Origin of the sequence: Microbacterium nanhaiense (assembly GCF_014646015.1) — a bacterium.
In the GTDB taxonomy this organism is placed as follows: Bacteria; Actinomycetota; Actinomycetes; order Actinomycetales; family Microbacteriaceae; genus Microbacterium; species Microbacterium nanhaiense.
This window is the reverse complement of record NZ_BMMQ01000008.1, coordinates 72,617-99,297: the sequence shown is the minus strand read 5'-3', so window position 1 is coordinate 99,297 and position 26,681 is coordinate 72,617. Positions and strand designations below refer to the sequence as shown.

The 26,681-nt window shown below is 68.8% G+C and carries 31 protein-coding genes and 3 tRNA genes; 26 read left to right on the top strand and 8 right to left on the bottom strand.

Annotated elements, in window-relative coordinates:
* Window positions 1-24 precede the first annotated feature (24 nt).
* From IEX05_RS12485 to IEX05_RS12420, 14 genes are all read left to right on the top strand, one after another.
* Window positions 25-807 carry an inositol monophosphatase family protein gene (locus IEX05_RS12485; RefSeq protein WP_188702337.1) on the top strand — a complete coding sequence of 261 codons (783 nt, stop codon included), beginning with the start codon at window positions 25-27 and terminating at the stop codon, window positions 805-807.
* Window positions 808-932: 125 nt separating this feature from the next.
* Window positions 933-1,937 carry a M23 family metallopeptidase gene (locus tag IEX05_RS12480; protein WP_188702336.1) on the top strand — a complete coding sequence of 335 codons (1,005 nt, stop codon included), beginning with the start codon at window positions 933-935 and terminating at the stop codon, window positions 1,935-1,937.
* 96 nt (window positions 1,938-2,033) lie between these two features.
* A tRNA-Thr gene (locus IEX05_RS12475) sits at window positions 2,034-2,105 on the top strand.
* Window positions 2,106-2,128: 23 nt separating this feature from the next.
* A tRNA-Met gene (locus tag IEX05_RS12470) sits at window positions 2,129-2,202 on the top strand.
* A 578-nt stretch (window positions 2,203-2,780) separates the two neighbouring features.
* A complete protein-coding gene (locus tag IEX05_RS12465) occupies window positions 2,781-3,458 on the top strand; it encodes a DUF6766 family protein (RefSeq protein ID WP_188702335.1) in 678 nt (225 codons plus the stop codon).
* Between the two features lie 58 nt (window positions 3,459-3,516).
* Window positions 3,517-3,939, top strand: coding sequence for a DUF6098 family protein (locus tag IEX05_RS12460; RefSeq protein ID WP_188702334.1), 423 nt, complete (start codon window positions 3,517-3,519; stop codon window positions 3,937-3,939).
* A 114-nt stretch (window positions 3,940-4,053) separates the two neighbouring features.
* Complete coding sequence (locus IEX05_RS12455; protein WP_188702332.1) at window positions 4,054-4,458, top strand: GGDEF domain-containing protein; 405 nt, start codon at window positions 4,054-4,056, stop codon at window positions 4,456-4,458.
* A 64-nt stretch (window positions 4,459-4,522) separates the two neighbouring features.
* On the top strand, window positions 4,523-5,782 hold the full coding sequence (locus IEX05_RS12450) for a sensor histidine kinase (protein ID WP_188702330.1): 1,260 nt from the start codon (window positions 4,523-4,525) through the stop codon (window positions 5,780-5,782).
* Complete coding sequence (locus tag IEX05_RS12445; RefSeq protein ID WP_188702327.1) at window positions 5,770-6,462, top strand: response regulator transcription factor; 693 nt, start codon at window positions 5,770-5,772, stop codon at window positions 6,460-6,462. Before IEX05_RS12450 ends, IEX05_RS12445 begins: the two co-directional genes overlap by 13 nt.
* Window positions 6,459-7,325, top strand: coding sequence for a DUF4097 family beta strand repeat-containing protein (locus IEX05_RS12440; RefSeq protein WP_188702325.1), 867 nt, complete (start codon window positions 6,459-6,461; stop codon window positions 7,323-7,325). Before IEX05_RS12445 ends, IEX05_RS12440 begins: the two co-directional genes overlap by 4 nt.
* 193 nt (window positions 7,326-7,518) lie before the next feature.
* Window positions 7,519-8,307 (top strand): sulfite exporter TauE/SafE family protein, encoded by a 789-nt coding sequence (locus tag IEX05_RS12435; protein WP_188702323.1) that lies wholly within the window; start codon window positions 7,519-7,521, stop codon window positions 8,305-8,307.
* Between the two features lie 9 nt (window positions 8,308-8,316).
* Complete coding sequence (locus IEX05_RS12430) at window positions 8,317-8,766, top strand: FAS1-like dehydratase domain-containing protein (protein WP_188702322.1); 450 nt, start codon at window positions 8,317-8,319, stop codon at window positions 8,764-8,766.
* Complete coding sequence (locus IEX05_RS12425) at window positions 8,766-9,170, top strand: MaoC/PaaZ C-terminal domain-containing protein (protein ID WP_188702320.1); 405 nt, start codon at window positions 8,766-8,768, stop codon at window positions 9,168-9,170. Before IEX05_RS12430 ends, IEX05_RS12425 begins: the two co-directional genes overlap by 1 nt.
* Window positions 9,167-10,279 (top strand): UDP-N-acetylmuramate dehydrogenase, encoded by a 1,113-nt coding sequence (locus IEX05_RS12420; RefSeq protein ID WP_188702318.1) that lies wholly within the window; start codon window positions 9,167-9,169, stop codon window positions 10,277-10,279. Before IEX05_RS12425 ends, IEX05_RS12420 begins: the two co-directional genes overlap by 4 nt.
* 99 nt (window positions 10,280-10,378) lie before the next feature.
* Here IEX05_RS12420 and IEX05_RS12415 read toward each other — a convergent pair whose 3' ends face one another.
* Window positions 10,379-11,578 carry a pyridoxal phosphate-dependent aminotransferase gene (locus tag IEX05_RS12415; protein ID WP_188702317.1) on the bottom strand — a complete coding sequence of 400 codons (1,200 nt, stop codon included), beginning with the start codon at window positions 11,576-11,578 and terminating at the stop codon, window positions 10,379-10,381.
* 168 nt (window positions 11,579-11,746) lie between these two features.
* Here IEX05_RS12415 and IEX05_RS12410 point away from each other — a divergent pair.
* From IEX05_RS12410 to rplA, 5 genes are all read left to right on the top strand, one after another.
* Window positions 11,747-11,819 (top strand) — tRNA-Trp (locus IEX05_RS12410).
* Between the two features lie 38 nt (window positions 11,820-11,857).
* Window positions 11,858-12,121 (top strand): preprotein translocase subunit SecE, encoded by a 264-nt coding sequence (gene secE / locus IEX05_RS12405; RefSeq protein ID WP_188702316.1) that lies wholly within the window; start codon window positions 11,858-11,860, stop codon window positions 12,119-12,121.
* A gap of 19 nt (window positions 12,122-12,140) precedes the next feature.
* The gene (gene nusG, locus IEX05_RS12400) at window positions 12,141-13,106 is read left to right on the top strand and encodes a transcription termination/antitermination protein NusG (protein WP_188702315.1); all 966 of its coding nucleotides are present in this window, start codon (window positions 12,141-12,143) and stop codon (window positions 13,104-13,106) included.
* Window positions 13,107-13,294: 188 nt separating this feature from the next.
* Window positions 13,295-13,726 (top strand): 50S ribosomal protein L11, encoded by a 432-nt coding sequence (gene rplK / locus IEX05_RS12395; protein ID WP_114118738.1) that lies wholly within the window; start codon window positions 13,295-13,297, stop codon window positions 13,724-13,726.
* A 12-nt stretch (window positions 13,727-13,738) separates the two neighbouring features.
* Window positions 13,739-14,431, top strand: a complete 693-nt coding sequence (rplA, locus tag IEX05_RS12390) for a 50S ribosomal protein L1 (RefSeq protein ID WP_188702314.1) — start codon at window positions 13,739-13,741, stop codon at window positions 14,429-14,431.
* Between the two features lie 52 nt (window positions 14,432-14,483).
* On the opposite strand, the gene IEX05_RS12385 is transcribed toward rplA, so the two are convergent.
* Both IEX05_RS12385 and IEX05_RS12380 read right to left on the bottom strand, forming a co-directional pair.
* The gene (locus IEX05_RS12385; RefSeq protein ID WP_188702313.1) at window positions 14,484-15,203 is read right to left on the bottom strand and encodes a response regulator; all 720 of its coding nucleotides are present in this window, start codon (window positions 15,201-15,203) and stop codon (window positions 14,484-14,486) included.
* On the bottom strand, window positions 15,200-16,420 hold the full coding sequence (locus IEX05_RS12380) for a sensor histidine kinase (protein ID WP_229661298.1): 1,221 nt from the start codon (window positions 16,418-16,420) through the stop codon (window positions 15,200-15,202). The genes IEX05_RS12385 and IEX05_RS12380 overlap by 4 nt, the downstream gene beginning before the upstream one ends.
* Window positions 16,421-16,533: 113 nt before the next feature.
* Between IEX05_RS12380 and IEX05_RS12375 the strand changes: the two genes are divergently transcribed.
* The 7 genes from IEX05_RS12375 to IEX05_RS12345 all read left to right on the top strand — a co-directional run bounded on the left by IEX05_RS12375 (window position 16,534) and on the right by IEX05_RS12345 (window position 22,093).
* The gene (locus IEX05_RS12375; RefSeq protein WP_188702312.1) at window positions 16,534-17,532 is read left to right on the top strand and encodes a tripartite tricarboxylate transporter substrate binding protein; all 999 of its coding nucleotides are present in this window, start codon (window positions 16,534-16,536) and stop codon (window positions 17,530-17,532) included.
* Window positions 17,529-18,068 (top strand): tripartite tricarboxylate transporter TctB family protein, encoded by a 540-nt coding sequence (locus IEX05_RS12370; RefSeq protein WP_188702311.1) that lies wholly within the window; start codon window positions 17,529-17,531, stop codon window positions 18,066-18,068. The genes IEX05_RS12375 and IEX05_RS12370 overlap by 4 nt, the downstream gene beginning before the upstream one ends.
* A gap of 3 nt (window positions 18,069-18,071) precedes the next feature.
* Entirely contained in the window at window positions 18,072-19,574 is a 1,503-nt protein-coding gene (locus IEX05_RS12365; protein WP_188702309.1) for a tripartite tricarboxylate transporter permease, read from the top strand.
* Between the two features lie 167 nt (window positions 19,575-19,741).
* Entirely contained in the window at window positions 19,742-20,350 is a 609-nt protein-coding gene (locus tag IEX05_RS12360) for a SipW-dependent-type signal peptide-containing protein (protein ID WP_188702307.1), read from the top strand.
* Window positions 20,350-20,973 carry a SipW-dependent-type signal peptide-containing protein gene (locus tag IEX05_RS12355; protein ID WP_188702305.1) on the top strand — a complete coding sequence of 208 codons (624 nt, stop codon included), beginning with the start codon at window positions 20,350-20,352 and terminating at the stop codon, window positions 20,971-20,973. Before IEX05_RS12360 ends, IEX05_RS12355 begins: the two co-directional genes overlap by 1 nt.
* Complete coding sequence (locus IEX05_RS12350) at window positions 20,970-21,518, top strand: signal peptidase I (protein ID WP_188702303.1); 549 nt, start codon at window positions 20,970-20,972, stop codon at window positions 21,516-21,518. Before IEX05_RS12355 ends, IEX05_RS12350 begins: the two co-directional genes overlap by 4 nt.
* Window positions 21,515-22,093 carry a hypothetical protein gene (locus tag IEX05_RS12345; RefSeq protein ID WP_188702301.1) on the top strand — a complete coding sequence of 193 codons (579 nt, stop codon included), beginning with the start codon at window positions 21,515-21,517 and terminating at the stop codon, window positions 22,091-22,093. The genes IEX05_RS12350 and IEX05_RS12345 overlap by 4 nt, the downstream gene beginning before the upstream one ends.
* Window positions 22,094-22,111: 18 nt before the next feature.
* Here IEX05_RS12345 and IEX05_RS12340 read toward each other — a convergent pair whose 3' ends face one another.
* From IEX05_RS12340 to IEX05_RS12320, 5 genes are all read right to left on the bottom strand, one after another.
* Complete coding sequence (locus IEX05_RS12340) at window positions 22,112-22,663, bottom strand: hypothetical protein (RefSeq protein ID WP_188702299.1); 552 nt, start codon at window positions 22,661-22,663, stop codon at window positions 22,112-22,114.
* 170 nt (window positions 22,664-22,833) lie between these two features.
* Window positions 22,834-23,719 (bottom strand): IS5 family transposase gene (locus tag IEX05_RS12335; RefSeq protein WP_188702297.1). Its coding sequence is split into 2 segments (ribosomal slippage): window positions 22,834-23,367 and window positions 23,369-23,719, totalling 885 coding nucleotides; the frame shifts between segments, so codons are not numbered across the junction.
* Between the two features lie 46 nt (window positions 23,720-23,765).
* Window positions 23,766-24,230, bottom strand: a complete 465-nt coding sequence (locus IEX05_RS12330) for a MarR family winged helix-turn-helix transcriptional regulator (RefSeq protein ID WP_188702295.1) — start codon at window positions 24,228-24,230, stop codon at window positions 23,766-23,768.
* Window positions 24,231-24,285: 55 nt separating this feature from the next.
* Window positions 24,286-24,786, bottom strand: coding sequence for a MarR family winged helix-turn-helix transcriptional regulator (locus IEX05_RS12325; RefSeq protein ID WP_229661297.1), 501 nt, complete (start codon window positions 24,784-24,786; stop codon window positions 24,286-24,288).
* A complete protein-coding gene (locus IEX05_RS12320) occupies window positions 24,783-26,519 on the bottom strand; it encodes an MDR family MFS transporter (protein ID WP_229661296.1) in 1,737 nt (578 codons plus the stop codon). Before IEX05_RS12320 ends, IEX05_RS12325 begins: the two co-directional genes overlap by 4 nt.
* Between the last annotated feature and the right edge of the window lie 162 nt (window positions 26,520-26,681).

Genomic DNA, 26,681 nt, shown 5'->3' with positions numbered 1-26,681 from the left:
GGCTCGCGCGGTAGCGTGGACCGCATGAGCATCGAGCTGCTGGACCTTGCCCGAGCCGTCGCGCTGGAGGCGGGGCATCTCGCCCGCAGGCGCCGAGCGGAGGGCGTGCGGATCGCCGCCAGCAAGTCAACGCTCGCCGATATCGTGACCGAGGCCGACCGCGAGGTCGAGGCGCTCATCCGCGAACGCCTCGCGGCCGAGCGCCCCGGCGACGGCTTCCTCGGGGAGGAATCCGACGCAACGACCGGCACGACGGGCATCACCTGGGTGGTGGATCCGATCGACGGCACCGTCAACTACGCCTCGGGCATGCCGAGCTACGGCGTGAGCATCGCGGCCGTACGCGAGGGGGAGGCGCTCGCCGGAGTCGTGCGTGCCCCCGCGCTCGGCGAGACCTTCGTCGCGGCGCGCGGCGAGGGATCCTTCGTGGAGGCGGACGGCGCGCGCGAGAGCTTGCGCGTGTCGAGCGAGCACCCGGCGGGAGCGCTCATTGCGACGGGCTTCGGCTACGACCCGGCGACCCACGCCGGCGACATCGCGACGGTGCAGGCCGTCATGCCGATCGCCCGCGATGTGCGCCGGATCGGCGCCGCGTCGATCGACCTGAGCTACGTCGCGGCCGGGCGTCTCGACGCGTACTTCGAGCGGGGTCTCAAGCCCTGGGATGTGGCCGCGGGCGCGCTCATTGTGGCAGAGGCCGGGGGAGCGGTTCTCACTCTCTCCGCGGATGGTTTCGGGCGCGAGATGACGGTCGCGGCACACCCCGATCTCGCCCGGAAGATCGCCGATCGGGTCGAAGCCGAGTGAACTCACTTGGCCTTTTCAGTGAAGATCGCGTAACGTAGTTATCCGTTCGTTACTTTGCTCCCCCGCAAGACGAGCTCCTTCTTCTTGATCGACACCCGATCCGGGTGCTGAATGAAAGTGCGTGCGTGACCTCCGATAACACCGCTCCCGAGCTGCCCCTGCGCCGCTCGCGCCGCAACGCAGCGGCTCCGGTGTCCGGCGACAGCAAGCCTCAAGCGGCCGATGAGTTCGCCGCTGCCGCCGCGGCCCTCAACTTTTCCGGCAATGCCCCCGTCACGCGCAAGACGATCGCCGCGCAGCAGCGCGAGATCCGCGAGCGCACGCACAAGCAGAAGTCGCTGAACACGCCGTTCCGCAAGTTCGCCGCCGCAACCGCCTCGGTCGCCGCAGCGGGCGCCATCGCCGCGATCGTCGCTGGTGTGGTGCTGCCCTTCGCCGCACCCGCCACTGCCGAGGCCGAGGCCGCGCAGCCGACGGCGGATCCGAAGGCCACGGTCGCCGCGCAACAGCTGCAGGGTTACGTCGCCGGCTCCTCGGCCGAATCCGAGCCGCTCACGCAGGTGCAGGGCTACGAGGCCTCGACCTTCCGCCAGCTGACCACCGTCAGCGGAATCAACTCCTCGGGCGCGTTCTACCAGAACGACATCACGGCCGACATCCAGTATCCGTTCGCGGTGGGCACGAGCATGAGTTCGGGCTTCGGCGCGCGCTGGGGTCGCATGCACGAGGGAATCGACTTCACGCCGGGCCTCGGCGCGCCGATCCAGGCGATCGCCGACGGCGTCGTGACCGAGGCGACGGAGGCGGGCGGTGCATACGGCGTCAGCGTCCGCATCCAGCACGTCATCGATGGCGAGGTCGTCGAGAGCCACTACGCACACATGATCAACGGCTCGATGACCGTGCAGGTCGGCGATCAGGTGCACGTGGGTCAGGTCATCGGCCAGACCGGCAACACGGGCCGTTCGACCGGCGCTCACACGCACTTCGAGATTCGGTACAACGGCGTTGCCGTCGACCCGAAGCCGTGGCTCGCGGAGCACGCCGGCACGCATTACTCGAAGGAGGAGCGCGTGGCTCAGGAGGCCCTCGAGACCGAGCTGCTCGGCGCGGACTTCACCGACTTCTGAAAGAAGCGCTAGGCCGCAACGCCCGGGCGACACGCCGTTTTGAAAAGAACGTCACGTCGTTGTTATGATTTTCTAGTTGCCCGCACGACGGGAAACGCCCCGATAGCTCAGTGGTAGAGCACTTCCATGGTAAGGAAGGGGTCGTCAGTTCAATCCTGACTCGGGGCTCGAAACGAGAATAGTCGTTTTGCGGCAGGGTAGCTCAGTTGGTGAGAGCGCACGACTCATAATCGTGAGGTCGCGGGTTCAAGCCCCGCTCCTGCTACAGCGTGAAACCCCCGGATTCCGGGGGTTTTGTCGTTCAATCTGGTTTGCTCGTCCGCGACGCCGAGGGCGGCCGCGAGAAGCTCGAACACGATCACAGCTTCTCCACCGCCTTCCCCAACACTCCGATGACGACGAACACGGCGATCGCGCCGAGTACGTAGACGATGTCCAGCACAGCAAGCTCCATTCGGACGACAGCGGCAGCAGAACGCTCGGCCGCACGGCCCGCGATACGGGCGCAACTCCCGATCGAACACCCGTGTGCCGCCGGAATCCGGTCTCCTAACGGAACCCATACGGCGAACCGCCCGACCCTGACAGCCCGCTAACGCGACACCCCGCCCGGTGGCCTTAGCGACTTCCGTGACCCCTCGCAACGGGGTCTTCCCCGTCGCGTGCGAGGAGTAGCTTCGCGGGTGCCCGGTCCGACCGGGCCGTACGCGCATAGAAAGGGCACGTCATGTCGAAGAGCGAGGGTTCGAGCGGCGCGATGCGCTTCGCCTTCTGGTCCTGGATGAGCATCATCTGCGTCGGGCTCGCGATCATGATCGTTCTCCCGCTGATGGGGTGGTGAGCATGCGCCGTTTCATCCGGGACACGGGCCTCAGCCTGGTCTTCCTCGCCATCTTCATCGTCACCCTCGTCGCCCAGTCGATCGTGGGTCACGCATACAACAACGAAGAGCTCGCGCAGCACGGGCAGCCACCGGTCGGATACCTCGATTTCATCCGTTCCTCGGAGTTCCTCGTCGATGTGGCGGAGAACTGGCAGTCGGAGTTCCTACAGTTCTTCCTCTTCATCCTTGCCACGGTCTGGTTCGTGCAGCGCGGTTCTCCCGAGTCGAAGAAACCGGGGGATGAGGGCGTCGGCACCGACGAGGAACAGCTGGTGGGAGCGTATGCTCGGGCCGATTCGCCGCGGTGGGCCCGGGCGGATGGGGTCCGGTTGCGGCTCTACTCCAACTCGCTGCTCCTGACCATGGGTGCGATCTTCTTCCTCTCGTGGCTGGCCCAGGCTCTTGCCGGGCACGTCGTCGCGAACGAGGAGAACGCCGAGCACGGACTCCCGCTCGAAACGCTCGGCGACTACGTCGTCTCGCCGGAGTTCTGGAACCGAACCCTGCAGAACTGGCAATCCGAGTTCCTCGCCGTGGGCGCGATGGTGGCGCTGTCGATCTACCTGCGCCAGCGCGGATCGAGCGAGTCCAAACCGGTCGGGACTCCGCACGCGGTGAGCGCCGAGGAAGGCGAATAGCCTCGGCTCGCTCGCAATGACAGCCCCGTCGGTGTCCGGCGGAGGGAAGGATGGATCCATGGACCGCGTGAGCCGCGTGACGCACCTCTCGGAACTCGCCGAGCTCGTCAGGGCGACGCCCGGCCTGCACGTGCGCTACTCCGAGGGGCCGCAGAGCGACGCCCATCAGCAGAGCGTCGACGCCGAGAGCGGTCTGACGCTTCCCGGCCTGTCCGTGAACCCCCTCGACGCGGAGAACTGGTGGACGCGCCCCTTGGAGGACTGGCTGGCCCGGCAGCTGTGCCAGTATCGGCACCTGGCGGAGGAGAACCCGGAGCGGATCGCCTGGATCCTTCGCGGCCGGCTCGCGGGCCGCGGGCCGGACTGCGAGCCGCTCCTCGCGGACGTCGAGCCGCTCTTCGTGCTCGACGCGGGCGTGCTCGCGGAGGCGCAGGAGCGGTACGAGCAGAACTTCGATGCCGGGCAGGGGCCCGAGGACTGAGACGGTCGACCGCGTAAGGCCTCCGCGCGTATCCGCATCGCGATCGGGCCCGCGCCTCCGGCCTTTGTCGGCCCATAGCCGGCTCCCCTAGGCTGGATCGTCGTTCTCACGGGCGTGCTGAACCGCCGGGGCCTTGCCGAAGCGGTCGTGCCGCTGGTGGCGAAGGCAGACCGACACCGGCGGTCCCTGGCGGTCGCGGCGATCGACTTCGACGACTTCAAGGGCGTGAACGATACTCAGGGGCACGCGTGCGGCGACCAGGTGCTGGTCGACGCCGCTGCGGCCTGGCGCACCGCGCTCGGCCGCACCGCGATCGTGTCGCGTATCGGCGGCGACGAGTTCGTCGTCGTGTTCCGTCACGGCTCGGTCGATGACGCCGAACGCGCCCTCGCCGAGCTACGGCGGCGTTCGGCCGGCAGCTGGTCCGTCGGTCTCGCCGAACGCGCGCCGCAGGAACCTCTCGAGGCGGCCCTCGTGCGCGCGGACCGCGCGCTGTATCGGGCGAAGCCCGGGGGATAACCCCACCCGGATCCGGCGGCCCGCCCCGCTGTGCGGACCGCGGCCGTTCCGTAGCGTTAGGGGCATGAGTTCGATATCCACGCCCGCACCCCGGGTCAATGCCACGCTGAGGCTCCTCGGCGCGGCCGCGCACATGGTCGTCGTCGGTTTCGTCGGCATCGCCGTCTTCACGGTGCTCATCACGCTGCTCGGCGTCGGCGTCGGCCTCGTGCCCGTGCTGGGCATCGGCGCGCTGCTGCTGATCGGTTTCGTTTACCTCCTCTTCGCGACCGCGTTCACCGAGACCGCCCGCGTCGAGGGCCTTTACGGTTTCGGCATGCCGATGCTGAAGCCGCGGCGCTCGCCGAAGCCCGGTTTCGTCGGCTTCCTGCACACCGTCTGGCTCCAGTTCATCGACGCCGGCATGTGGCGCGCGGTCGCGCACTTCGCGATCGTGACCGTCCTCGGCTGGGTGGCGTTCGCCGCCGTCGCGGCGATCGGAACGGGCATCGCCGCGGCGTTCGCCCCGCTCTACGCGTCCGGCGGGACGGTGTACATCCTCGGCTTCCCCGTTGGCGGCCCGCTCGCGCCGGTCTTCGGCGTTGCCGCGGTGCTGCTCGCCCTCGCCCTGCTCTTCGGGCTCGCCCTGTTGCACGGTGCCCTCTCCCGGGTGCTCATCGCCCCGATCCGCGAGGCCCAGCTCGCCGCGGCGGCGCGCGACGCCTCCGCCCAGCGACAGGACGCCATCCGCGCGAGCGACGTCGAGCGCACCCGCATCGAGCGCGACCTGCACGACGGCGTCCAACCCCGCCTCGTCTCGGTCGGCATGACGCTGGGCCTCGCCCAGCAGAAGATCGACGCCGAACCCGAGAAGGCGAAGGAACTCCTCGCCGAGGCGCACACGTCCACGAAGGCGGCGATCACCGAGCTGCGCCAGCTCGCTCGAGGGATCCACGCTTCCGTCCTCGACGACCGCGGGCTCGACGCGGCGCTGTCCGCCGTCGCGAGCCGCTCGCACATCCCCGTCGCGCTCGACGTGCGCATGCCGGGCCGCGTCGGCCGCGACGCCGAGGCCGCCGTGTACTTCGCGATCGCCGAGTCGCTCACGAACGCCGCCAAGCACTCGCGGGCGACCGAGGCGCGCGTCACGGTGCGCACCCGGCCCGAGAGCGGCACACTGTGGGCCCGCGTCGAGGACAACGGTGTCGGCGGAGCCCGCGTGCTCCCCGGCGGCGGCCTCGACGGAATCCAGAACCGCATCACCGCGCTCGGCGGCACCTGCCGCCTCGACAGCCCCGCGGGCGGACCGACCTCGCTGGAGGTGAACGTGCCATGCGCATCCTGATCGTCGAAGACTCCGTCCTCCTGCGCGAAGGGCTAGTGCGGCTGCTCGAAGACGCCGGGCACGAGATCACCGCCGCGCTTCCCGACGCCTCCCGGGCGCTCGACGCCGCGGCCGAACAGGATCCCGACCTCGCCATCGTCGACGTGCGCCTGCCGCCGAGCTTCACCGACGAGGGCATCCGCGCGGCGCTCGCGCTGCGCAAGCAGGATCCCGCCCTCGCCGTGCTCGTCTTCTCGCAGTACGTCGAGGAGCGCTACGCCGCCGAGCTCATCGCCCAGCCGGGCGGGGCGATCGGGTACCTGCTCAAGGACCGTGTGACCGACGTCGCCGAGTTCCTCGAGTCGATCGACCGGATCCACTCTGGCGCGACCGTTCTGGATCCGGAGGTCGTCGCCCAGCTCCTCACCCGCCGCTCCCGCGACGAGCAGATCTCGCGCCTCACCGATCGCGAGCGATCCGTGCTCGCGCTCATCGCGGAGGGCAAGTCCAACGGCGCCATCGCCCGACTGCTGTTCATCAGCGAGGGCGCCGTCGAAAAACACATCACGTCGATCTTCGGCAAGCTCGGGCTCGAGCAAGACGACACCGGCAACCGCCGGGTACTCGCCGTCCTCGCCCACATCGACGCCACCACGCAGCCGGGCCCGGTCGGGCCTTCACAGAACGGACCAGTCCGATGACGAACCAGATCCCCACCCCTCCTCCCGTCCCGCCCGCGGATCCGACACCCCCGACGCCCCCGACGCAGACGCCCGAGGCGCGCACCGGATCCCGTGCCCTGGCGATCACGCTCGGCGTGGTCGGCGGTGTTGTGGTCGTCGGCGCGGCGGCGCTCGCCGCGGCCGGCGCCGTGTCCTCGGCGGTATCCGGCGGCAAGGGCGGTCACCAGCTGCTGAGCGCGAGCGCCGACGGCGTGCGCGAGATCGAGATCGAATCGGACTCGGGTGAGTTCCGCGTCGTCTTCGACGATGTGGACGAGGCCGTGCTCGAGGGTGACTCGAACACGGGTGCCTGGACGATGCGGCGCGACGGCGACTCCCTCGTCGTCGACTCCCCGCGCCGGTGGTTCGGCTTCTCGTGGAACGCCGAGCAGAACGCCGTGCTCACCCTGCCGGAGTCGCTCGAGGGCGTCGCCCTCGACGTGGACGTCTCGGCCGGATCCTTCGACGCCGCGGGCGCCTTCGGCGAGGTCTCGTACAGCCTCAGCGCGGGCAGCTTCGAGATCGAGGGATCCGCGACCTCGCTCGACGCCGACATGTCGGCCGGTGACAGCGTGATCGAGCTCGCGGACCTCCGCACCGCCTCCTTCGAGGTGTCCGCCGGGCGCCTCTGGGGCGACCTGCGCGGCGGGGAGGCGCCCGACGCGATCACGATCGAGCTGTCAGCCGGATCCGTCGAACTGCAGCTGCCGGACGTGCCCTACGACGTGCGGACCGAGAGCGCCTTCGGCGACGTCACCTCGAACCTCGACGAGTCGAGCCGCGCCCCCCGCATGATCGACATCGACGTCTCCGCGGGCGACGTCACCCTCGCCGCCGGCTGACCCGGGCCGGCACCGGGTCCGCTTGGCCCGGAGCCCCACCCCCGTACATAACGACGCAGATTTTTGGCTGAGTTGCCGTATGAACCGGTTTCGGTCCCGGCAGAAGCCAAAACTTGCGTCGTTGTGTACAGGGGGGCGGCAGGGGAGGAGGGGGATTTACCGGGGGTGCGGGGCCGGGCATAGAGTGGATCCGATGAACGCGATCCGATCCCGAGGCCCCAAGGCACTGCTCACCTTCGTTGGGATCGGGCTCGTGTCCGGCTTCATGTCGGGCCTGTTCGGCGTCGGCGGGGGCACCGTCATCGTGCCGCTGCTCGTCGGGATCGCCCTGTTCTCGCAGAAGCTCGCCTCCGGCACCTCGGGCGCCTCGATCATCGTGACCGCGGCGGTCGGCGTCATCAGCTATGCGCTGCACGATCAGGTCGACTGGATTGCCGGACTCCTGCTCGCCGCCGGCGGCATCGTGGGCGCGCAGATCGGGGCGCACCTGCTGCACGTGATCCGCGAGAACATCGTGCGCTGGATCTTCGTCGTCTTCATCGCCTGCATGGTCGTGATGATGTTCCTCGTCGTCCCCGAGCGCGGCGCGACGGTCGACCTGCACGTCGGCACGGGCATCGCGCTCGTCGCCCTCGGCGTCGCCACCGGCATCCTCTCGGGCCTGATCGGCGTCGGCGGGGGAGTGATCGTCGTTCCCGCGATGATGTTCCTCTTCGGATCCAGCGACCTCGTCGCGAAGGGCACCTCGCTGCTGATGATGATCCCGACGACCATCTCCGGCGCGATCCGCAACGCCCGCAACAAGAACATCGACCTCGTCGCGGCCGGCGCCGTCGGGCTCGCGACCCTCATCACGACCCCGCTCGGCGTGATCGTCGCGGCGCTGCTGGATCCGTTCACGGCGAACGTCTTCTTCGCCGCATTCCTCTTCGTCATCGGCGTGCAGATGGCCATCAAGGCCGTGCGAGCCGGCCGGAAGTAGACTCGGGGGGTGACTGTGAACCCCGATCTCGTCGAGCGGACATTCCCGCCGACGCCCGTGTACCTGGTCGGACGAGAGAAAGTGCGCGAGTTCGCCCGCGCCGTCTTCGCGACCGCGCCCCAGCACACCGACGTGGAGGCCGCCCGCGCGCAGGGCTACGCCGACGTCGTCGCACCGCCGACCTTCGCGATGGTGATCGCGGATCAGACGCTGCAGATGCTCCTAAACGATGCCACGACCGGAATCGTGCTCGAGCGCGCGCTGCACACCGACCAGCAGTTCACCTACACCCGCCCCATCGTCGCCGGCGATGAGCTCACGGGCCGGCTCAGCGTCACGCGCGTGCGCGCCATGGGAACGGGCGCGATGCTCACGAGCGAGACCGTCATCACCGACGCCGCGGGCGAGCACGTCGTGACCGCCACCTCGACGCTTCTCATCGGATCGGAGGACGCGTGATGACGTTCGACAAGGGCCAGATTCTCGCCGAGAAGACCGTGCATCTCACCCGCGAGCACCTCGTGCGCTACGCGGGGGCATCGGGCGATTTCAACCCGATCCACTACCGCGACGACGTCGCCGAGCGCGTGGGCCTCGACGGCGTGCTCGCGCACGGCATGCTGACGATGGGTATCGGATCCTCGATCCTCGTCGACGCGCTCGGCGACGCCGCGCGCCTGCAGTCGTACGCCGTGCGGTTCACGAAGCCCGTCGTCGTCGCCCCCGACGAGGGCGCGGACGTCACCTACGTCGCGACCGTGGGCCTCGTGAAGGACGACGGATCCGCCCGCGTGGACCTGACCGTCACGGCCGGCGGCGACAAGGTCTTCGGCAAGGCACAGGCCTTCGTGGTGGCCGCGTGAGGCTGGCCGATCTCACCACGATCGGCGTCGGCGGCGAGCCCGAGCTCATCGTCGACGCGTACACGCGCGAGCAGCTCGTCTCGGCGCTGAACGACGCGTGGGACGGCGACTGGTTCGTGCTCGGCGGCGGATCCAATCTGCTCGCCTCCGACGAACCGTTCGCGGGCACCGTGATCCGGATCCTGACGAGCGGTTTCGCGCGCATCGACGGCGCGCCCGAGGGCTTCCAGCGCGTGTCGATCGAGGCCGGTCAGAACTGGGACGAGTTCGTCGCGTGGACGGTCGCCCAGGGCCTGCAGGGCGTCGAGGCGATGAGCGGCATTCCCGGCACGGCCGGTGCGGCGCCGATCCAGAACGTCGGCGCCTACGGGCAGGAGATCGTGCAGACGCTCGTCTCGGTCGACCTGATCGATGAGGGATCCTCCGAGATCGTGACGGTGCCCGCGAGCGAGCTGGGCCTCGGCCCGCGCACCTCCGAGCTGAAGCGCCACTACGGCGAGGAGCCCGCCCGCGTGGCGGTGATCGCGGGGATCACGCTCGACCTGCGCGTCGTCGGCACGGATCCGGCCCCCGTTGCCGACGAGCGGATCCGCGCGGCGCTGTCGCTCGCGAGCGATGACGCCGTCACGCTTGCGCAGATCCGCGAACGGGTGCTCGCGATCCGGGCGTCGAAGGGCATGGTCCTGGATCCGACGGACGCCGATACGCGCAGCGCCGGCAGCTTCTTCAACAACCCGATCATCGCCGAGGCCGACGCGCGGCTCCTACCCGAGTCGTGCCCGCGCTGGCCCGTCGAGGAGGTCGCCGAGACGGTGCAGGTGTTCGACCTCGCCACGTGGGACGGCCAGGTGCCGCGCGTCGAAGCCCCCGCCTCGCGCGTGAAGGTGAGCGCCGCGTGGCTGATCGAGAACTCGGGGCTGCCGAAGGGTTTCTCCCTTCCCGGATCCCGCGCCGCGCTCTCGACGAAGCACACCCTCGCGATCACGAACCGCGGCGGCGCGAGCTCGGACGAGATCGCGGAGCTCGCCCGCTACGTGCGCATGCGCGTCTCCGGCGAGTACGGGATCACCCTCAACCCGGAGCCGGTCTTCGTCGGCGTCGAGCTCTAACTCATCCATTCCCCGCCAAAGCATCACGTCTCCGACGAATCATCCGCTGCTGCGTGATGATTCGTCGGAGACTTGATGAGGTGTGGCGAAAGGGATGAATTACGCGAACAGGCGCTGGAGGCGCCGGACGCCCTCGAGGAGCTGGTCCTCGCCGAGCGCGTAGCTCAGGCGCAGGTATCCGCTGGGGCCGAAGGCCTCGCCGGGAACGACCGCCACCTCGGCGGCGTCGAGGATGTAGTCGGCCAGCTCGAGGCTCGTCTCGATGCGGCGTCCGCCCCACTCGCGGCCGAGCAGACCCTGTACGTCGGGGTACACGTAGAACGCACCCTGCGGCGTCGGCACCGTCACGCCCTCGATCTTCGACAGCTCGTCGACCATGAGCTTGCGGCGGCGGTCGAACGCCTGCCGGAACTCCTCGGCGGTGTCCTGCTGGCCGGCGAGGGCCTCGATCGCGCCCCGCTGCGCGACGTTGTTGACGTTGCTCGTCAGGTGCGACTGCAGGTTCGCGGCGGCCTTCATGGCGTCGGCGGGGCCGACCATCCAGCCCACGCGCCACCCCGTCATGGCGTAGGTCTTCGCGACGCCGTTCAGCAGGATCGTCTGCTCGGCTACCTCGGGCACGGCCTCGACGATCGACACGGCGCGGACGCCGTCGTAGGTGAGGTTCTGGTAGATCTCGTCCGAGACGATCCAGATCCCGTGCTCGAGGGCCCAGCGCGCGATTGCGGCGGTCTCCTCGCGGGTGTACACGGATCCGGTGGGGTTCGACGGCGAGACGAACACGAGGGCCTTCGTGTGCTCCGTGCGGGCGGCCTCGAGCTGCTCGACGGTGACCTTGTACTCCTGCTCGGCACCCGCGAACACCTCGACGGGGGTGCCGTCGGCGAGCTGGATCGCCTCGGGGTAGGTCGTCCAGTACGGAGCGGGCAGGAGAACCTCGTCGCCCGGGTTCAGTAGCACCTGGAACGCCTGGTACACGGCCTGCTTGCCGCCGTTGGTGACGACGACCTGGCTCGGCTCCACCGCGAGGCCGGAGTCGCGCTTCGTCTTGTCGACGATGGCCTGCTTCAGCGCCGGAAGGCCCGCGGCGGGGGAGTAGCGGTAGTTCGCCGGATCCGCGAGCGCGGCCTGCGCGGCCTCGACGACGTTCGACGGCGTCGCGAAGTCGGGCTCGCCCGCGGCATACGAGATGACGGGGCGCCCCTCGGCCTTCAGGGCCTTGGCCTTCGCATCGACCTTGAGGGTCGCCGATTCGGCGATGGCGGTGATCTTCTTCGAGAGGGATGCGCGTTCAGTCACACGCTCAGCGTACTTCCCCGCGCGGATCCGCGCGCGTGAGAAGCGGATCCGCCACGCGCGAGAACCCGCGCCGGTTCGCGCCCACAGGACGCATGCCGTATGATCGCTAGAGCGGTTCTTCACTGCATCCTTCGGGGTGCGGCGAGAACACTAGGGTCTGATGACTCTAGGGCGGTAGCTCAATTGGCAGAGCAGCGGTCTCCAAAACCGCAGGTTGCAGGTTCGATTCCTGTCCGCCCTGCTCGTCTCAGCACATGGCTGATCCACGAAAGGTGACGAATGGCTCAGGACGCAGCGGGCGGCGCAGTCGCCGCCGCAGGAGGCGCGAGTTCCGGTAAGAAGGTCAACTTCTTCCGTCGCATCGTGATCTTCTTCCGCGAGGTCATCGCGGAGCTCCGTAAGGTCGTCACGCCGACGCGCAAGGAGCTCGTGAAGTTCACGAGCATCGTGCTCGGCTTCGTCATCGTGATGATCGCCTTGGTGTTCGGATTCGACACGGCCTTCTCCTGGATTGTCGACGTCGTTTTCGGCGTTCCGAAGTAAACCGAAAGAGGGTGTAGTCGTGTCTGAGAAGCATCTCGACGACGCTGATTGGGCTCCCGCGGCGGAGCAGTCCAGCGAGGACGACGAGGCCCAGACGGGCCGCGTCCTCGAAGAGGACGAACGTGCGAGCGAAGCCGCAGAGCATCGGGCAATGCATGTCGACGACGGTGCCGGCCTTGCCGACAACGAAGAATTCGACATCGAAGACCCGGAGGCAGACGCAATCGTGAACGACGCACTCGAGATCGACGAGACCACCGAGGCCGAGGCTGCGGCCGAGGTCCTCGCCGAGGACGCCGAAGAGAACGGCGAGCTCGTGGATGCCGCGGATGAGGCGGCCGACGAGCCGGAAGAGGATGAGGACCCGTACGCGGAGTTCCGCGCCGAGCTGCGCAGCCTCGAGGGCAAGTGGTACGTCATCCACACCTACGCCGGTTTCGAGCGCAAGGTGAAGGCCAACATCGAGCAGCGCAAGTCGACGCTCGAGGTCGAGGAAGACATCTACCAGGTCGAGGTGCCGATGGAAGATGTCGTCGAGATCAAGAACGGCCAGCGCAAGATGGTCACCCGCGTGCGCGTGCCGGGCTACGTGCTCGTGCGCATGGAGCTGAACGAGGACTCCTGGTCGGTCGTTCGCCACACGCCGGGCGTGACGGGCTTCGTGGGCAACGCCCACAACCCCGCCCCGCTGCGTTTCGAAGAGGCCTTCAACATGCTGAAGCCGCTCGCCGAGATCCGCGAGGCCGAGAAGGCTGCCGCGGGCGACGCGAAGGCGAAGGAGATCAACGCGCAGCGCACGATCGCCGCGGAGGTCGACTACGAGATCGGCGAGACGATCACCATCAAGGACGGCTCGTTCGCTGGCCTTCCCGGTTCGATCAGCGAGATCAACGCCGCGAGCGGCAAGCTCACCGTTCTGGTGTCGCTCTTCGAGCGCGAGACCCCGGTCGAGCTCGCGTTCGACCAGGTCACCAAGATGAACTGACGTTCTTCGCACGATGCCCCGCCTCGGCGGGGCATCGTCGTTTTCGGCGGATCCTGAGGAAGGCACGGAATCGGATCCGGTAGACTTGCATGGTTTGCGCGTCGTCTCGGCGCGCTCGCAGACACCACGCCCCGCCAGGGCGTGGGAGAGCATGCGCATTCGGCGCGTGTTCGACGAAAGGAAACCCAATGGCACCTAAGAAGAAGGTCTCGGGTCTGATCAAGCTTCAGATCCAGGCTGGTGCGGCCAACCCCGCCCCGCCCATCGGCCCCGCGCTCGGTCAGCACGGCGTCAACATCATGGAGTTCTGCAAGGCGTACAACGCGGCGACCGAGTCGCAGCGCGGCAACGTCATCCCCGTGGAGATTACCGTCTACGAGGACCGCAGCTTCACCTTCGTCCTGAAGACCCCGCCGGCGGCGGAGCTCATCAAGAAGGCTGCTGGCGTCAAGAGCGGTTCGGGCACGCCCCACACCGTCAAGGTCGGCAAGCTCACGAAGGCTCAGGTCGAGGAGATCGCCAAGCAGAAGGCGCCCGACCTGAACGCGAACGACATCGACGCTGCGTCGAAGATCATCGCCGGCACCGCCCGTTCCATGGGCATCACGGTCGAGGGCTAAGGGGAAACGAAAATGGCTAAGTCCAAGGTTTACGCCGCAGCCGCCGCCAAGGTTGCTGAGGGCAAGTTCTACACTCCCGCCGAGGCCGTCGCGCTCGCCAAGGAGACCGGTTCGAAGAAGTTCGACTCGACCGTCGAGGTCGCGCTGAAGCTCGCCGTCGACCCGCGCAAGGCCGACCAGATGGTGCGCGGCACCGTCATGCTCCCGCACGGCACCGGTAAGACCGCCAAGGTCATCGTGTTCGCGAACGGTGAGGCCGCCGAGGCCGCCATCGCCGCGGGCGCGGACGAGGTCGGCGGCGCCGAGCTCATCCAGAAGGTCGCCGACGGCTGGACCGACTTCGACGCGGCCGTTGCCGTTCCGGAGCTCATGGGCCAGGTCGGTCGCCTCGGTAAGGTTCTTGGTCCCCGTGGCCTCATGCCGAACCCGAAGACCGGCACCGTGACCCCCAACCCCGCGAAGGCGGTCGAGGAGATCAAGGGCGGCAAGATCGAGTTCCGCGTCGACAAGCACGCGAACCTGCACTTCATCGTGGGCAAGGCCTCGTTCGACGCTGAGAAGCTGAACGAGAACATCCAGGCCGCCCTCGACGAGGTCGTCCGCCTCAAGCCGTCGTCGGCGAAGGGTCGCTACATCCAGAAGGGCGCCGTCTCGACGACCTTCGGTCCGGGCATCCCGCTCGACGTGAACGGCCTCGCGGCGTAATTCGCGTTCTGACGACGAACCCCCTGCAGCTCCTGCAGGGGGTTCGTCGCGTTCAGGGCGATGGCGCGAGCCGGTAGAGCACCTCGGGCCGCCCGCGGCCGCCGTAGCGGTGCGAGAGGGAGATCTCGCCCCGGGCGACGAGGTGGTCGAGGTAGCGCCGGGCGCTCGCGCGGGAGATCGCGCAGCGCGCGGCGACGTCCGCCGCGGAGCTCGGCGCGACCGGATCCAGCGCCTCGCGCACCCGCTCGAGGGTGACCGGGGAGATGCCCTTCGGGAGCTGGTCGATCTGGGCCGGGATCGCGGCCGCGATCGGGATCCGCCCGGTCTGCAGAAGGCTGTCGATTTCGCCCTGCGCCAGCTCGAGATCGCGTTCGAGCGGATCCGGCGCCGCGCGGCCGGCGCGGTAGGAGGCGAGCCGCTCGGCGAAGACCTCCTGGCTGAAGGGCTTCACGAGGTATCCGGCAACACGCCCCGCGAGCGCCTGGCGCACCGTGATCTGGTCGCGCGAGGAGCTGATGACGATGATGTCGGGGGAGTGGTCGGCGAGCGTCCGGATGCGGTGCATGACCTCGATGCCGCTGACGTCCGGCAGTCGCAGATCGAGCAGGATCAGGTCGATGTCGCCGCGCCGGCCGAGGTCGATCGCTGCGGTCCCGGATCCGGCCCGCGCGGCGACGACGAAGCCGGGGAGCTCCGCGATGAAGCGGGCGTGGAGATCGCGCGCGTGCGCGTCGTCGTCGACGATGAGAACGCGGATGGGGGAGGACGTCACCGGGACACCTCCATGTCGAAGGCGAAGCGGGCGCCGCCGGCCGACGAGACCTCGATGGAACCGCCGCGTTCGGCGAGCGTGCGGCGCACGAGGTCGAGCCCCACGCCGCGGCCGGCGCCGCTCGGATCCGGTTTCGTGGAGAAGCCGCGGGCGAAGATCTGCGCGGCGTGCGCGGCGGGGATGCCGGGCCCGTCATCGGAGATGACGCCGAAGAAACGCCCATCGCGCTCGCGCAGCTCGCAGCGCACCGTGTGCGCGCCCGCCTCGCCGGCGTTGCGGCAGAGGTTCGCGAGCACCAGCACGAGCTGGTCGTCGGCGTCGTGCGTGAGCTCGACGTCGAGCTCGAGGCGCGTGCCGAGCGCGGCGAGTTCGGCGGTGAGCGCCTCGAGCGTCGCGCGCAGGAGCGGCGGCGCGCCGCGCAGGGCGGGATCGGCGAGCGTCGTCACGCGGGAGGAGGCGTCGATGTAGTCGAGCGCCTCGGCGCGGTCGTCGTTCGCCACGAGTCCGCGGACGACGTGCAGGCGCGTGTCGAACTCGTGGGATTGCTCGCGCAGCGCCGCGGCCGTCGCCTCGGCGTGTTCGAGCTCGCGCGCCGCCTCGTCGTGCAGCCGGATCCGGCGGTGCATCGCGGTCGTCAGCGCCGTGCTCGCCGCCATGCCCAGCACGAGTGCGCCGATGTCCCACGGCAGCAGCCGCCAGAGCGCCTGCTCGACGTCCTGCGTCATGCGCCGCTCGAGTATGCCGGTGGAGACGGCGCCGACCACGGATCCGTCGGTTCCGATCACGGGCACCTTCGCCCGCAGGGTGCGGCCGATGGTGCCGTCCATCGTGTTCACGACGGTCTCGCCCGCGAGCACGCCGGTCGCGTCGGTCGACACGGGGCGCCCCCGCTCGGTCGGGGTCGGGTGCGTCACGCGCCGCTCGTCGGGGGCGATGACCACGACGTAGTCGACTCCCGCGGCCCGTTCGACGAGGCTCGCGAGCGGCTGAAGCTCGGCGATGGCCCGCTCGAGGGAGTCGAGGTCCTCGAGCGCATCGCGCACCTGATCGAGGCCCGCGAGCTCGGACGAGACCTCGGTGACGCGCTCGGCCGTTGCGGCGCGGATTCCGTCCCGCTGCACCGACATCGCGATCGCGGTCGTGCCGCCGACGCACACGAGCACGAGCAGCGTCGGCAGGGCAAGCAGCACCAGCCGAGCCAAGCGTCCCCTCACCATCGCGCGTCCTTCCGTGAGCATCAAAGAGCACAATTCTTTCGCGTCTTGCCGCGAAGCGCGAACCTGGGGCAGGGTAGCTGGCGGCTGTGCTGTCAGCACAAAGGAGTGTAACCATGTCAGAGAACGCGAAACCCGGCCGCCGCGCGGTCGGTCGCACGATCGGGGGCGTCATCGCCGTCGCCTCGATCGGCATCGCATCATACGGATCCATCAGCGCGGCGACCGCGGGACAGGACGTGCACGCATCGCTGACGATCGTGGCGCCCGCGGCCGCAGGCGGCGGGTGGGACACCGTCGCTCGCGAACTGCAACAGGCGCAGAAGGCCAACTCGCTCGTGAACAACGTGCAGGTCGTGAACATGCCCGGAGCGGGCGGCACGATCGCGCTCGGCAACGTCGCGAGCCTCGAGGGCCGGTCGAACAACCTGCTCGTGGGCGGCACGGGTCTGCTCGCGGCGAGCGTGCAGTACTCGAGCGACAAGACCTACGACGACGTCACGAACCTCGCGGTCCTGTTCGAGGAGTACGACGTCATCGTCGTGCCCGCCGACTCGCCGTACGAGACGCTCGACGACCTCGTGAACGCCTGGCGCGAAGAGCCGGCGGCCCTTCCGTGGACGGGCGGCGGATCCTTCGACCAGCTCGTCGCGACCGACCTCGCGCTCGCCGCCGGCATCGATCCCACCCAGACGACGTACATCTCGTCGGACGGCGGCGGCGAGGCGATCCAGGCACTGCTCAACGGAACGGCCGCCGCGGCCATGGGCGGCTACTCCGACAACATCGACCAGATCGAGGCGGGCCGTCTGCGCGCGCTGGCGCTCGTCGCGGAGGAACGGGTCGACGGTATCGACATCCCCACGGCGCGCGAGCAGGGTTACGACGTGACGCTGTCGAACTGGCGCAGCCTGTCGGCGCCTCCCGGTGTCGAGGAGGAACAGGTCGAGGCGCTCGACGAGCTTATCGCCGAGACGATCGCCACCGACGAATGGAAGGACGCCGTCGAGCGCTTCCACTGGACGGTCAACGTGCGCACGGGCGAGGAGCTCGACGAGTTCCTCGCGAGCGAGAAGGAGCGCATCGAGATGCTGTACGAGGAGATGGGCCGATGAGCGGTCAGAATAACCCGACGGCGCTGTCGGCGACCTACGGCAAGCGGCTCCGCTTCGGCGGCCGCTCGCTCGCGAAGAACCTCATCATGCCGCTCGTGCTGCTGGCGTTCGCGGCGTATCTCGTGGTGGGCATCGTCACGATGACCGTGCCGGCGGGCACCAGCTTCCCCGGCCCCGGATTCTTCCCCGGCCTGATCGCGGCGGGCATGGCGCTCTTCGCGGTCCTGCTGATCGTCCGTGCCCTCCGCACGCCGCACGGCGAGGCGGAGTCGGGCGACGAGTCGTCGGTCGGCGTCGACTGGGCCTCGATGGCCTGGATCATTCTCGGCTTTGGCGCGTTCATCGTGCTGCTGCCCTGGCTCGGCTGGATCATCGGCGCGGGCCTGCTGTTCTGGGCGATCGCGCGCGGCTTCGGCGAGCGCCGCCACCTCCGTAGCCTGATCATCGGCCTCACGGCCAGCTCGCTCGTATACATCGCCTTCGACATGGCCCTCGGCATGTCGCTGCCGTCGGGCATTCTCGGATGGGAGTTCTGAACCATGGAGACACTTCAGCTTCTCGGTGATGGCTTCCTCGGAGCGCTCACCCTGCAGAACCTGCTCTGGGTGCTCATCGGCTGCGTGCTCGGCACCGCCGTCGGCGTGCTGCCGGGGCTCGGATCGTCGATGGCGGTCGCCCTGCTCCTGCCCGTGACCTTCGCGCTCGACCCGACCGCGGCCTTCATCATGTTCTCGGGCGTGTACTTCGGCGGCCTGTTCGGCGACTCGACGATGGGCATCCTGATGAACACGCCGGGCCAGGCCTCGGCGATCGCCTCGACGTTCGAGGGCCACAAGATGGCGCTCGACGGCCGCGCAGCGAAGGCGCTCGCGACCGCCGCGATCGGCGCGTTCATCGGTGGCTTCATCGCCTCGATCTGTGTGGTGTTCCTCGCACCCGTGCTCGCCGAGTTCTCGACGAAGTTCGGCCCGGCGGAGTTCTTCGCGCTCGCCGTGTTCGCGTTCGCCGCCACGTCGACCGTCGTCACGGACGACACCGTCAAGGGCCTCGCGTCGCTGTTCCTCGGGCTCGGCATCGCCGTGATCGGCATCGACGGCGTCTCGGGCGCGCAGCGCTTCACCATGGGTTCGCCGTTCCTCTTCGACGGCATCTCGCTCGTGACGGTCACCGTCGCGGTGCTCGCGCTCGGTGAGGTCATCTACGTGGCGTGCATGGAGCGCCACATCGTCGGCAAGGCGATCGTGCGCCCGAAGGGGCGTCCGTGGTTGTCGAAGAGCGAACTGCGCGAGGCCGCGCCCGCGTGGCTGCGCGGTACCGCCATCGGTCTGCCGTTCGGCGTCGTGCCGGCCGGCGGATCCGAGATCCCCACCTTCCTCGCCTACGGGCTCGAGAAGCGTCTCGATGCGCGGCGCAAGGATCCGCAGTTCGGCAAGGGCGCGATCCGCGGTCTCGCCGCGCCGGAGGCGGCGGGTAACTCGACGACCGGCATGGCGATGGGTGCGCTCCTCTCGCTCGGCCTGCCGATCTCGGCGACCGCCGCGATCATGCTTGCCGCGTTCCAGCAGTACGGCCTGCAGCCGGGCCCGCTGCTGTTCGACCGCGCGCCGGACCTCGTGTGGGCGCTGCTGGCGAGCTTCTTCATCGCGATGGTCGTGCTGCTGATCCTCAACCTGCCCTTCGCGATGCTCTGGGCGAAGCTCCTGCTGATCCCGCGTCCGTACCTGTACGCGGGGATCACGATGTTCTGCGCGATGGGCATCTACGCCTCGTCGGGTTCGACCTTCGACCTGGCGATGCTGCTCGGCGTCGGCATCGTCGGATTCCTGATGCGGGCGCTCGATTTCCCGCTCGCTCCGCTCATCATCGGCATGGTTCTCGGTCCCCTCGCCGAGACGAGCCTGCGTGACGCCGCGATGAGCGCCAACGGCGACTTCACGGTGCTGGTGCAGAGCCCGATCGCGCTCACGCTCTACGGCGTGCTCGTCGTGGTCGTCGGTGCGTCCGTGGTGAACCGGATGCGGGCGAGGCGCCGCGCTCTCTGAGGATCCGAATCGAAGGGCCGGCCCGTGACGGGGCCGGTCCTTCGTCGTTCCACGGGCTTTGCTCGGGGGGTCTTGCGGGGGTAGTGATATTTCCACATACTTAACGCATACCGCGGGTTCCGAGCGCCGACCGTGCGCGGCCCGCGGTGCGCAAAGGTGCTCCACACATGTCTCAGCTGACCGCGCGTCGCCGTAAAGTGCTCGCTCTTCTCGCCGCAGGCGCCGTGGTCGGCGTCGGTGGCGCATACACTCTCGCCGCTTGGAACGATTCGGAATTCGCGACGGCGAACTTCGCGTCCGGATCCTTCAACCTCGAAGGATCCCTCGACGGCACGACCTATTCGGAGCACGAGTCGGCGCCGGCCGCCGCCGAGGTGTTCACGCTCACGACCGACAACATGGTGCCGGAGCAGGTCGTCTACGACTCGTTCTTCGTGCGCCTCGACGACGCCACGACGGTCTCCGGAACCCTGGCGCAGCCCTCCGCGGCCACCGCGACGGGCGCCGTCGCCGACTACGCGTACGAGATCGCGGCCATCGACCCGACCGCGACCTGCGACGCGACGACCCTCGCGGCCGGCACGCTCCTCGGATCCGCCGACGCACTCGACGGTGCAAACGCCGCGACGAACACCGTCGATCTTGTCGCCGGCGATGGCGCGGCCGGCACCGCCGTCCAGCTCTGCATCCAGGTGACGGCATCGCCCGACCTCGCCCAGGGCCAGACAGCCGAGGCAACGTGGGAGTTCGTGGCAACGTCGAACGACGCTAGCTAATGACGGATCGTCGGCGGGGGAGGCGCGCATCGCAGAAGGTGCGCGCCCTCCTCGCCGCGGGCGTCGTCGTCGGTATCGGCGCGGCATCGACCCTCGCCGCCTGGACCGACAACGAGACCGTGACGGCGAACCTCACCGCCGGAACGTTTGGAATCGTCGGATCCACCGACGGCGCGACCTTCACGGATCACCCCGCCGAGGGCCCCGCGCAGCTCACGTTCGACGTTCCGGCGGCCGGGCTGATTCCCGGAACAACCGTGCACGCGTCGTTCTCGGTTCGCACGACGAGCGGATCCGCCGCCGGCACCGCGAGCCTCGACGCGGACGCGGACAACGGATCCGGGCTCGGTGCGTACCTGACATACGGCGTGAGCTACCAGATATACGACAGCGGTAGCACCCCGGAACCCTGCAACGACGCGGCCGCGTTCGACGCGGGCACGGTCCTCGTGCCACGCGGATCCGTCCTCACCACCGCGCCCACCGCGACTCAGAATCTCGACGCGAACGGCGGATCCACGATCACCTACTGCTTCGAGATCACGATGCCCGCGAACACGGACAACGCCGCGCAAGGACTGACGGTGGCGCCGCGCTGGACCGTGAACGCACAAAACACATGACCCTCACCGAGACCAGGGCGTCGCTGCGCGAGGCCCGCAGGAAGCGCCCGCACCCCGTGCGGGTGATCGGCGATGTGCTGCTGTGGATCGCCGCGGCGCTCGGCGCCCTGTGCCTCGTGCTGCTTGTGCTCGCGTTCACGCTGAACATCTCGCTGATCATGTTCCGCACCGGATCCATGTCGCCGGCGATCCCGACCGGATCCGTCGCGATCGTGCAGGAGATTCCCGCGAGCGAAATCGAGGTCGGCGACGTCGTCACGGTCGACCGGGGCGAGGATGAGCTTCCCGTCACGCACCGCGTGACGAGCGTCGAGCCGGGGCCGAGCGCCGACGAGCGCGTCATCACGATGCGAGGCGACGCGAACGAGCAGGACGATCCGTACCCGTACACGGTGACGACGGTGCGCTCGGTGCTGTTCTCGATCCCGGGCATCGCCACGACGCTCGCGTCGTTCGGCAACCCGCTCATGATGGGCGCGATGACGCTCGTCGCGGGCGCGCTCGTGGGGTGGGCGTTCTGGCCGCGAGAGCGGAGCGACGAATGAGCGCGCTGCTTTTCGCCGTCGCCGTGGGGCTCGCGACGGCGCCCGATGACCGGATCCGCATCGTCTCCGAGCTCGACGCCGCGGCCGCGTCGCAGCTCGCGCCGGGGGAGACGGTCGACTGGTTCGTCGACGTGACCACGACGCCGGGGGAGCCCGGAACCGTCGACATCTCGATCGCCGAGATCGGCGACCTGGGCCTCGAGGTCGCGGCGTTCCGCTGCGAGAGCGAGTGGGAAGGATCCGTGTGCGCGGCGGGGGCGACTCGTCTGCGCGAACAGAGCCCGCTGCCTGCGGGCGAGGCGTCTCTGCTCGCGATCCCGGATACGGAGACGGCCCATCTCCGCATGGTCGTCGTGGCGGCGGACGATCTCCCCGCCTCCGCGCAGGGCGCACTGCGTCTCCTCGCGCAGGGCGCGGGAGACGCGAAGGACGTGGAGGGGCCCCGCTCGCCGCTGCAACCGACCGGATCCCTCTCGCTATCGGCCCTCGTCTGTGCCGCCGTCGGAGCGCTGGGCGCGGGGGCGGCGATCACACTCACACGCATCTTTAGACGTCGAACCCCGCGGACACGCTGAGCCGCTCCGCGGCTGGGGTCAGAGGTTGCGGCAGGTTCCGCCGATGCCGGCGATGAGACCCGCGTTCGTCGCGACGCGCAGCGGCTGCGAACGCCACCCGCTCGGATCCGCGATCGACAACGCAATCTCCAGTTCAGTGCCCAGGCCCAGGAGGCCACCCAGCAGGTTGGCCGGAACGTTCGTGCGGTAGCTACCGTCGGCGAGAAGGGTCGTGTTCGTGACGAGACTGAAACCGGTCAGCGGCGCGAGAACCGAGCCGAGGCCGCTCGTCGAGGCCTCCGTCACGACATTGCTCAGCTGGTATCCCGTCGGCAGCTTCCAATAGATCTCCACGCGGGCGCCCAGACCGAGCACACCGGGAACGTATCGACACGCGGTGGCGTGGGTAGGAGCCGGAATCGTCGCCGCGGAGAGCGAAGCGGAGGCGGCCTCCGAGTCGGTCCAGGTGGCATCGGACGGCGCCACCGCCGATGGCAAGGCAAGACCCACGCCGAGAAGGAGCGCCGCAGCGAGGAGGCGCGCCTTGGGTCGCGGCGGCCTCATCACCTCTTGCACGACGTCTGGCTGCACGCTCTCATCGTACGGGGCGTCGCGGTCGACGGATAGAGGGATGCCCCGCCTACGCCGTTTCGGTACGGCCGCTCGGGACGCCAGAGAGATCTCGCCCTCCTGTCGACGTCACATCGAGCTCGGGGTGGTCTCGCGGACGGGGAAGCCCGCGGGCACGCCTAGGGCATGTCTCATAAACATCTCTGGGTCCATGAGACCACCGCGTTGAGCACCACCGCGGCGCGAAACACAACCGCGAGCTTGTCATAGCGCGTCGCCAGCCCCCGCCATTGCTTGACGTCGCAGAAGCGTCGCTCCACGACGTTGCGTCCCTTGTAGTCGACCGCGTCGAATCCAGGTGGTCGCCCTCCGCGCGACCCGCGTCGTTTCCGATGCGCCTGCTGGTCGCGCCGTTGCGGGATCACGGCGCGGATGCCGCGGTCGCGCAAGTGACTGCGGATCGCTCGCGAGGAATACGCCTTGTCACCACGGACCGCGTCGGGACGGGTGCGGGGACGCCCGACCGGGCGCGTGACGCATAGCCTGGACAGCAGCGGCAGCAACGCGGGCGCGTCGCCAGACTGACCGGGGGCGACAGCGATCACCAACGGCAGACCGTGGTCGTCGACGAGCTGGTGGATCTTCGTCGACAGTCCGCCGCGGGAGCGTCCGATCGCGTGATCAGGCGGCTCGACGGCCGGATTCGTGTAATTCGATCCAGCCCCCTGTGAGGCGCGTGAGGTTGGTCGCGTGCTGATGCGCACGGGCGATCGTGGAGTCCACCGACACAGACCAGCCGATCTTCCCGTCCTGGTCTGCCGTAGCGAGCAGGCTCTGATGAATCCGGTCCCAGGTGCCGTCGCCGGCGAGGTTGCGATGCCATCGCCACACGGTCTGCCAGGGGCCGAACTCCCGCGGCAGATCGCGCCACGCGATCCCGCACCGGTACCGATAGATGATGCCCTCCACGACCGTCCGCGCGTCCGAGAACGGGCGGCCCTGGCGGCCCGTCCGGGAGGGGAGGAACGGCGCGATCAACGCCCACTGATCATCCGAGAGAAGCTGGAAACGCGACACCCCTCCACCCTCTCAGCCGAACGCCTCAATCTTTATGAGACATGCCCTAATCGTCGTTCAGTGCGTGCAGCAGCCCCGCGAGGCGGCGGATGTCGGCGACGTCCCACTCGTCGAGCTTCGCCCGCATGCTGAGGTTGTCGGAGGACGCGTGGATCGCGTCGTAGCGCGCCTTGCCCTCGTCGGTCGCGGAGAGGAGCTGTGCGCGTCGATCGTGCGGATCCGGGGTGCGCTCGACGAGGCCTCGCTCTTCCAGCTGCCCGATGGTGCGGCTGAGCTGGCTCTTGTCGAGCATGAGCTGCTCGACGAGCGCGGATGCGGTGAGCGGGCCGGACTGGGCGATCGTCGAGAACACCTTGTAGGCACCGGGCAGCAGGCCGGGGGAGAGCTCCTCCGCCCGCCGCGCGATCAGCCGCCGGAAGCGGCTGATCATCTGCACGAACTCGCCCTCGACGGCGCGGATCGCTTCGTCGCGCTCGGGAGAGGTCGACGGCGAAGGATCCGGGGTGCTCATCGGTTTCATTGTCGCCTGTTGTCCGCGGGGGAGCAAAACGCCGGGATCGCGCCCATCACGAGTGCGGCGTCTCGCCCGTTGTCAGGGCGTCGAGCAGGGTCGTGAGGCGGTCGATGGTCGTCACCGGCCAGTTGTCGAGTTCCTCCTCGAGCCGGTGCTGGTACGGCGCGCGGGCGAGGTGTAGGCGTCCGCGCCCGAACTCCGTCAGCGAGATGAGTCGCACCCGGCCGTCGTGCGGATCCGGCACGCGCGTGACGAGCGCGAGCTCCTCCAGTTCGGACACCGTGCGGCTGACGAAGCCCTTGTCGGCGGAGAGGTGATCCGCCAGGGTCGATACCGTTGCGGCGCCCTCGCGCGCGATCATCGTGAGCACCTTGTATGTGGCGGGCAGCATGCCCGGCGCGACGCACTCGGCGGCATCGGCGTACGACCGCCGCCACTGCTGCATCAGGCGCTCGAAGGATCCCTCCAGCGCGGCGATCGCCTCCGCTCGCGCGGAGACGCCCGCCGTCACCGCCTCCGGGGAAGCGGCAGCGGCGGGCGTCCGGGTGTTCATCGCTTGTCGGCGGCCGAGCGAGCGTCGTCGGTGCCCACGACGGTGACGCTGCCGGTGGCGGTCAGGACGCCCATGCCCTCGGAGACCGACACGGTCGCGAGGTCGGCCTCGCCCGCGTGGGTGCGCTCCGAGGTCGTCATGCGCGTCAGCGGCTTGTTCGGCATGAACAGGATCGCGATGAGGCTGATCACGGCGAAGGGAACGCCGATGAGGAAGGAGTGCGAGATACCCTGGGCGTACACGTCCTCGACGATGATCGCGATGGCGTGCGGCAGCTCGCTGACCTTCGGCAGCGTGCCGGATCCGAGACTCTCGAGCGCGGCCGCGCCCTTTTCGCCGGTCTCCGCGACGGCGGCCATGAAGCGATCCATGGTGTCGGAGGAGGTCATCAGGCTCGCCACCTTCGAGCTGAGCGCCGCGCCCATGACCGAGACGCCGATCGTACCGCCGAGCGAGCGGAAGAAGGTCACACCGGAGCTCGCGACTCCGATCTCGCGCGGGTCGGTGTCGTTCTGCACCACGAGCACGAGGTTCTGCATCGTCATGCCGACGCCCGCGCCGAGCAGGAACATGTACACGGAGACGAGCGCGAAGTTCGTGTCGTAGTGGATCGTCGACAGCAGGTAGGAGCCGGCGATCAGCAGAACCGCGCCGACGACGAGGTACGCCTTCCACTTACCGTACTTCGAGATGAACGCGCCGATGATGATCGACGACAGAAGCAGGCCCGCGATCATCGGGATCGTCATGATGCCCGCCATCGTCGGCGTGGCGCCGCGGGAGAGCTGCATGTACTGGCTGAGGAACACCGAGGAGCCGAACATGGCAAGGCCCGTGGCGATCGACGCGATGACCGACAGCGTGAAGGTCTTGTTGCGGAAGAGGCTGAGCGGGATCAGCGGCTCGCGCGACTTGAGCTCGACGACGATGAAGGCGATCGTCGCGACGATCGCGCCGCCGACCATGAGCACGGTGAGCAGGCTCCACCAGTCGTTGTTGGCGAGGTCGGTGAACGCGAGCGCGTTGCCCGCGTCATCGGTCGTGGTGGATCCGGCGTTCGAGACCCAGATGAGGAGCGACGACACCGCGGCGGACAGGAACACGATGCCGGCGTAGTCGATCGTGGCCTTCTTCTGCTCGCGCTTCGGGAGCTTCAGCGTGACCTGCACGAGGACGAGGGCGGCGACGGCGAACGGCAGCGCGATGAAGAAGTTCCAGCGCCAGTTGATCGAGTCGGTGATGAAACCGCCGAGCAGCGGCCCGCCGACGGTCGACACGGCCATGACGGCGCCAAAGAGCCCCATGTACCTGCCGCGCTCGCGGGGGCTGATGATGTCGGCCATCAGCACCTGGCTGAGGGCAGCGAGGCCGCCGGCGCCGATGCCCTGCACGGCGCGCATCGCGATGAGCAGGTGGGTGTCCTGGGAGAAGCCGGCGATGGCGGTCGCGACGACGAAGATCACGATCGCGAGCTGGTACAGGAACTTGCGGTTCGTCAGATCGGCGAGCTTGCCCCAGATCGGGGTCGAGATCGCCGTCGTCAGCAGCGTCGCGGTGACGACCCAGGTGTAGGAGGTCTGCGTTCCGCCGAGGTCGGAGACGATGACGGGCAGCGAGCTGGAGACCACGGTCGATGCGAGCATCGACACGAACATGCCGAGGATCAGGCCGGACAGCGCCTCGAGCACTTGGCGCTGCGACATCTTCGGCGGTGCGGAAGAGGGTTTGGGCATGGCGTTCCTCACAGACGGATGGTGGTCGTTGCGGCGACGCTGACGCAGAAGGTTGACCGATATCAAAGGTTGAAGTTTCTCAACTATATCCCCGAAGGTTGACCCCACGCAACTAATGAGGCTGTGTCTTTCCCGAGTTCCCCCAGCGGTGTCGATTAGCCT

What these genes read in the sequence shown, in the direction of transcription:
- IEX05_RS12365 (WP_188702309.1), top strand. Translation starts at nt 18,072, where the DNA reads ATGGAGACACTTCAGCTTCTCGGTGATGGCTTCCTCGGAGCGCTCACC.
- IEX05_RS12375 (WP_188702312.1), top strand. Translation starts at nt 16,534, where the DNA reads ATGTCAGAGAACGCGAAACCCGGCCGCCGCGCGGTCGGTCGCACGATC.
- IEX05_RS12425 (WP_188702320.1), top strand. Translation starts at nt 8,766, where the DNA reads ATGACGTTCGACAAGGGCCAGATTCTCGCCGAGAAGACCGTGCATCTC.
- IEX05_RS12345 (WP_188702301.1), top strand. Translation starts at nt 21,515, where the DNA reads ATGAGCGCGCTGCTTTTCGCCGTCGCCGTGGGGCTCGCGACGGCGCCC.
- IEX05_RS12360 (WP_188702307.1), top strand. Translation starts at nt 19,742, where the DNA reads ATGTCTCAGCTGACCGCGCGTCGCCGTAAAGTGCTCGCTCTTCTCGCC.
- IEX05_RS12435 (WP_188702323.1), top strand. Translation starts at nt 7,519, where the DNA reads ATGAACGCGATCCGATCCCGAGGCCCCAAGGCACTGCTCACCTTCGTT.
- IEX05_RS12350 (WP_188702303.1), top strand. Translation starts at nt 20,970, where the DNA reads ATGACCCTCACCGAGACCAGGGCGTCGCTGCGCGAGGCCCGCAGGAAG.
- IEX05_RS12370 (WP_188702311.1), top strand. Translation starts at nt 17,529, where the DNA reads ATGAGCGGTCAGAATAACCCGACGGCGCTGTCGGCGACCTACGGCAAG.
- IEX05_RS12460 (WP_188702334.1), top strand. Translation starts at nt 3,517, where the DNA reads ATGGACCGCGTGAGCCGCGTGACGCACCTCTCGGAACTCGCCGAGCTC.
- IEX05_RS12450 (WP_188702330.1), top strand. Translation starts at nt 4,523, where the DNA reads ATGAGTTCGATATCCACGCCCGCACCCCGGGTCAATGCCACGCTGAGG.
- IEX05_RS12380 (WP_229661298.1), bottom strand. Translation starts at nt 16,420, where the DNA reads ATGGTGAGGGGACGCTTGGCTCGGCTGGTGCTGCTTGCCCTGCCGACG.
- secE (WP_188702316.1), top strand. Translation starts at nt 11,858, where the DNA reads ATGGCTCAGGACGCAGCGGGCGGCGCAGTCGCCGCCGCAGGAGGCGCG.
- IEX05_RS12465 (WP_188702335.1), top strand. Translation starts at nt 2,781, where the DNA reads ATGCGCCGTTTCATCCGGGACACGGGCCTCAGCCTGGTCTTCCTCGCC.
- IEX05_RS12440 (WP_188702325.1), top strand. Translation starts at nt 6,459, where the DNA reads ATGACGAACCAGATCCCCACCCCTCCTCCCGTCCCGCCCGCGGATCCG.
- rplK (WP_114118738.1), top strand. Translation starts at nt 13,295, where the DNA reads ATGGCACCTAAGAAGAAGGTCTCGGGTCTGATCAAGCTTCAGATCCAG.
- IEX05_RS12445 (WP_188702327.1), top strand. Translation starts at nt 5,770, where the DNA reads ATGCGCATCCTGATCGTCGAAGACTCCGTCCTCCTGCGCGAAGGGCTA.
- IEX05_RS12330 (WP_188702295.1), bottom strand. Translation starts at nt 24,230, where the DNA reads ATGAGCACCCCGGATCCTTCGCCGTCGACCTCTCCCGAGCGCGACGAA.
- IEX05_RS12320 (WP_229661296.1), bottom strand. Translation starts at nt 26,519, where the DNA reads ATGCCCAAACCCTCTTCCGCACCGCCGAAGATGTCGCAGCGCCAAGTG.
- IEX05_RS12325 (WP_229661297.1), bottom strand. Translation starts at nt 24,786, where the DNA reads ATGAACACCCGGACGCCCGCCGCTGCCGCTTCCCCGGAGGCGGTGACG.
- IEX05_RS12355 (WP_188702305.1), top strand. Translation starts at nt 20,350, where the DNA reads ATGACGGATCGTCGGCGGGGGAGGCGCGCATCGCAGAAGGTGCGCGCC.
- IEX05_RS12485 (WP_188702337.1), top strand. Translation starts at nt 25, where the DNA reads ATGAGCATCGAGCTGCTGGACCTTGCCCGAGCCGTCGCGCTGGAGGCG.
- rplA (WP_188702314.1), top strand. Translation starts at nt 13,739, where the DNA reads ATGGCTAAGTCCAAGGTTTACGCCGCAGCCGCCGCCAAGGTTGCTGAG.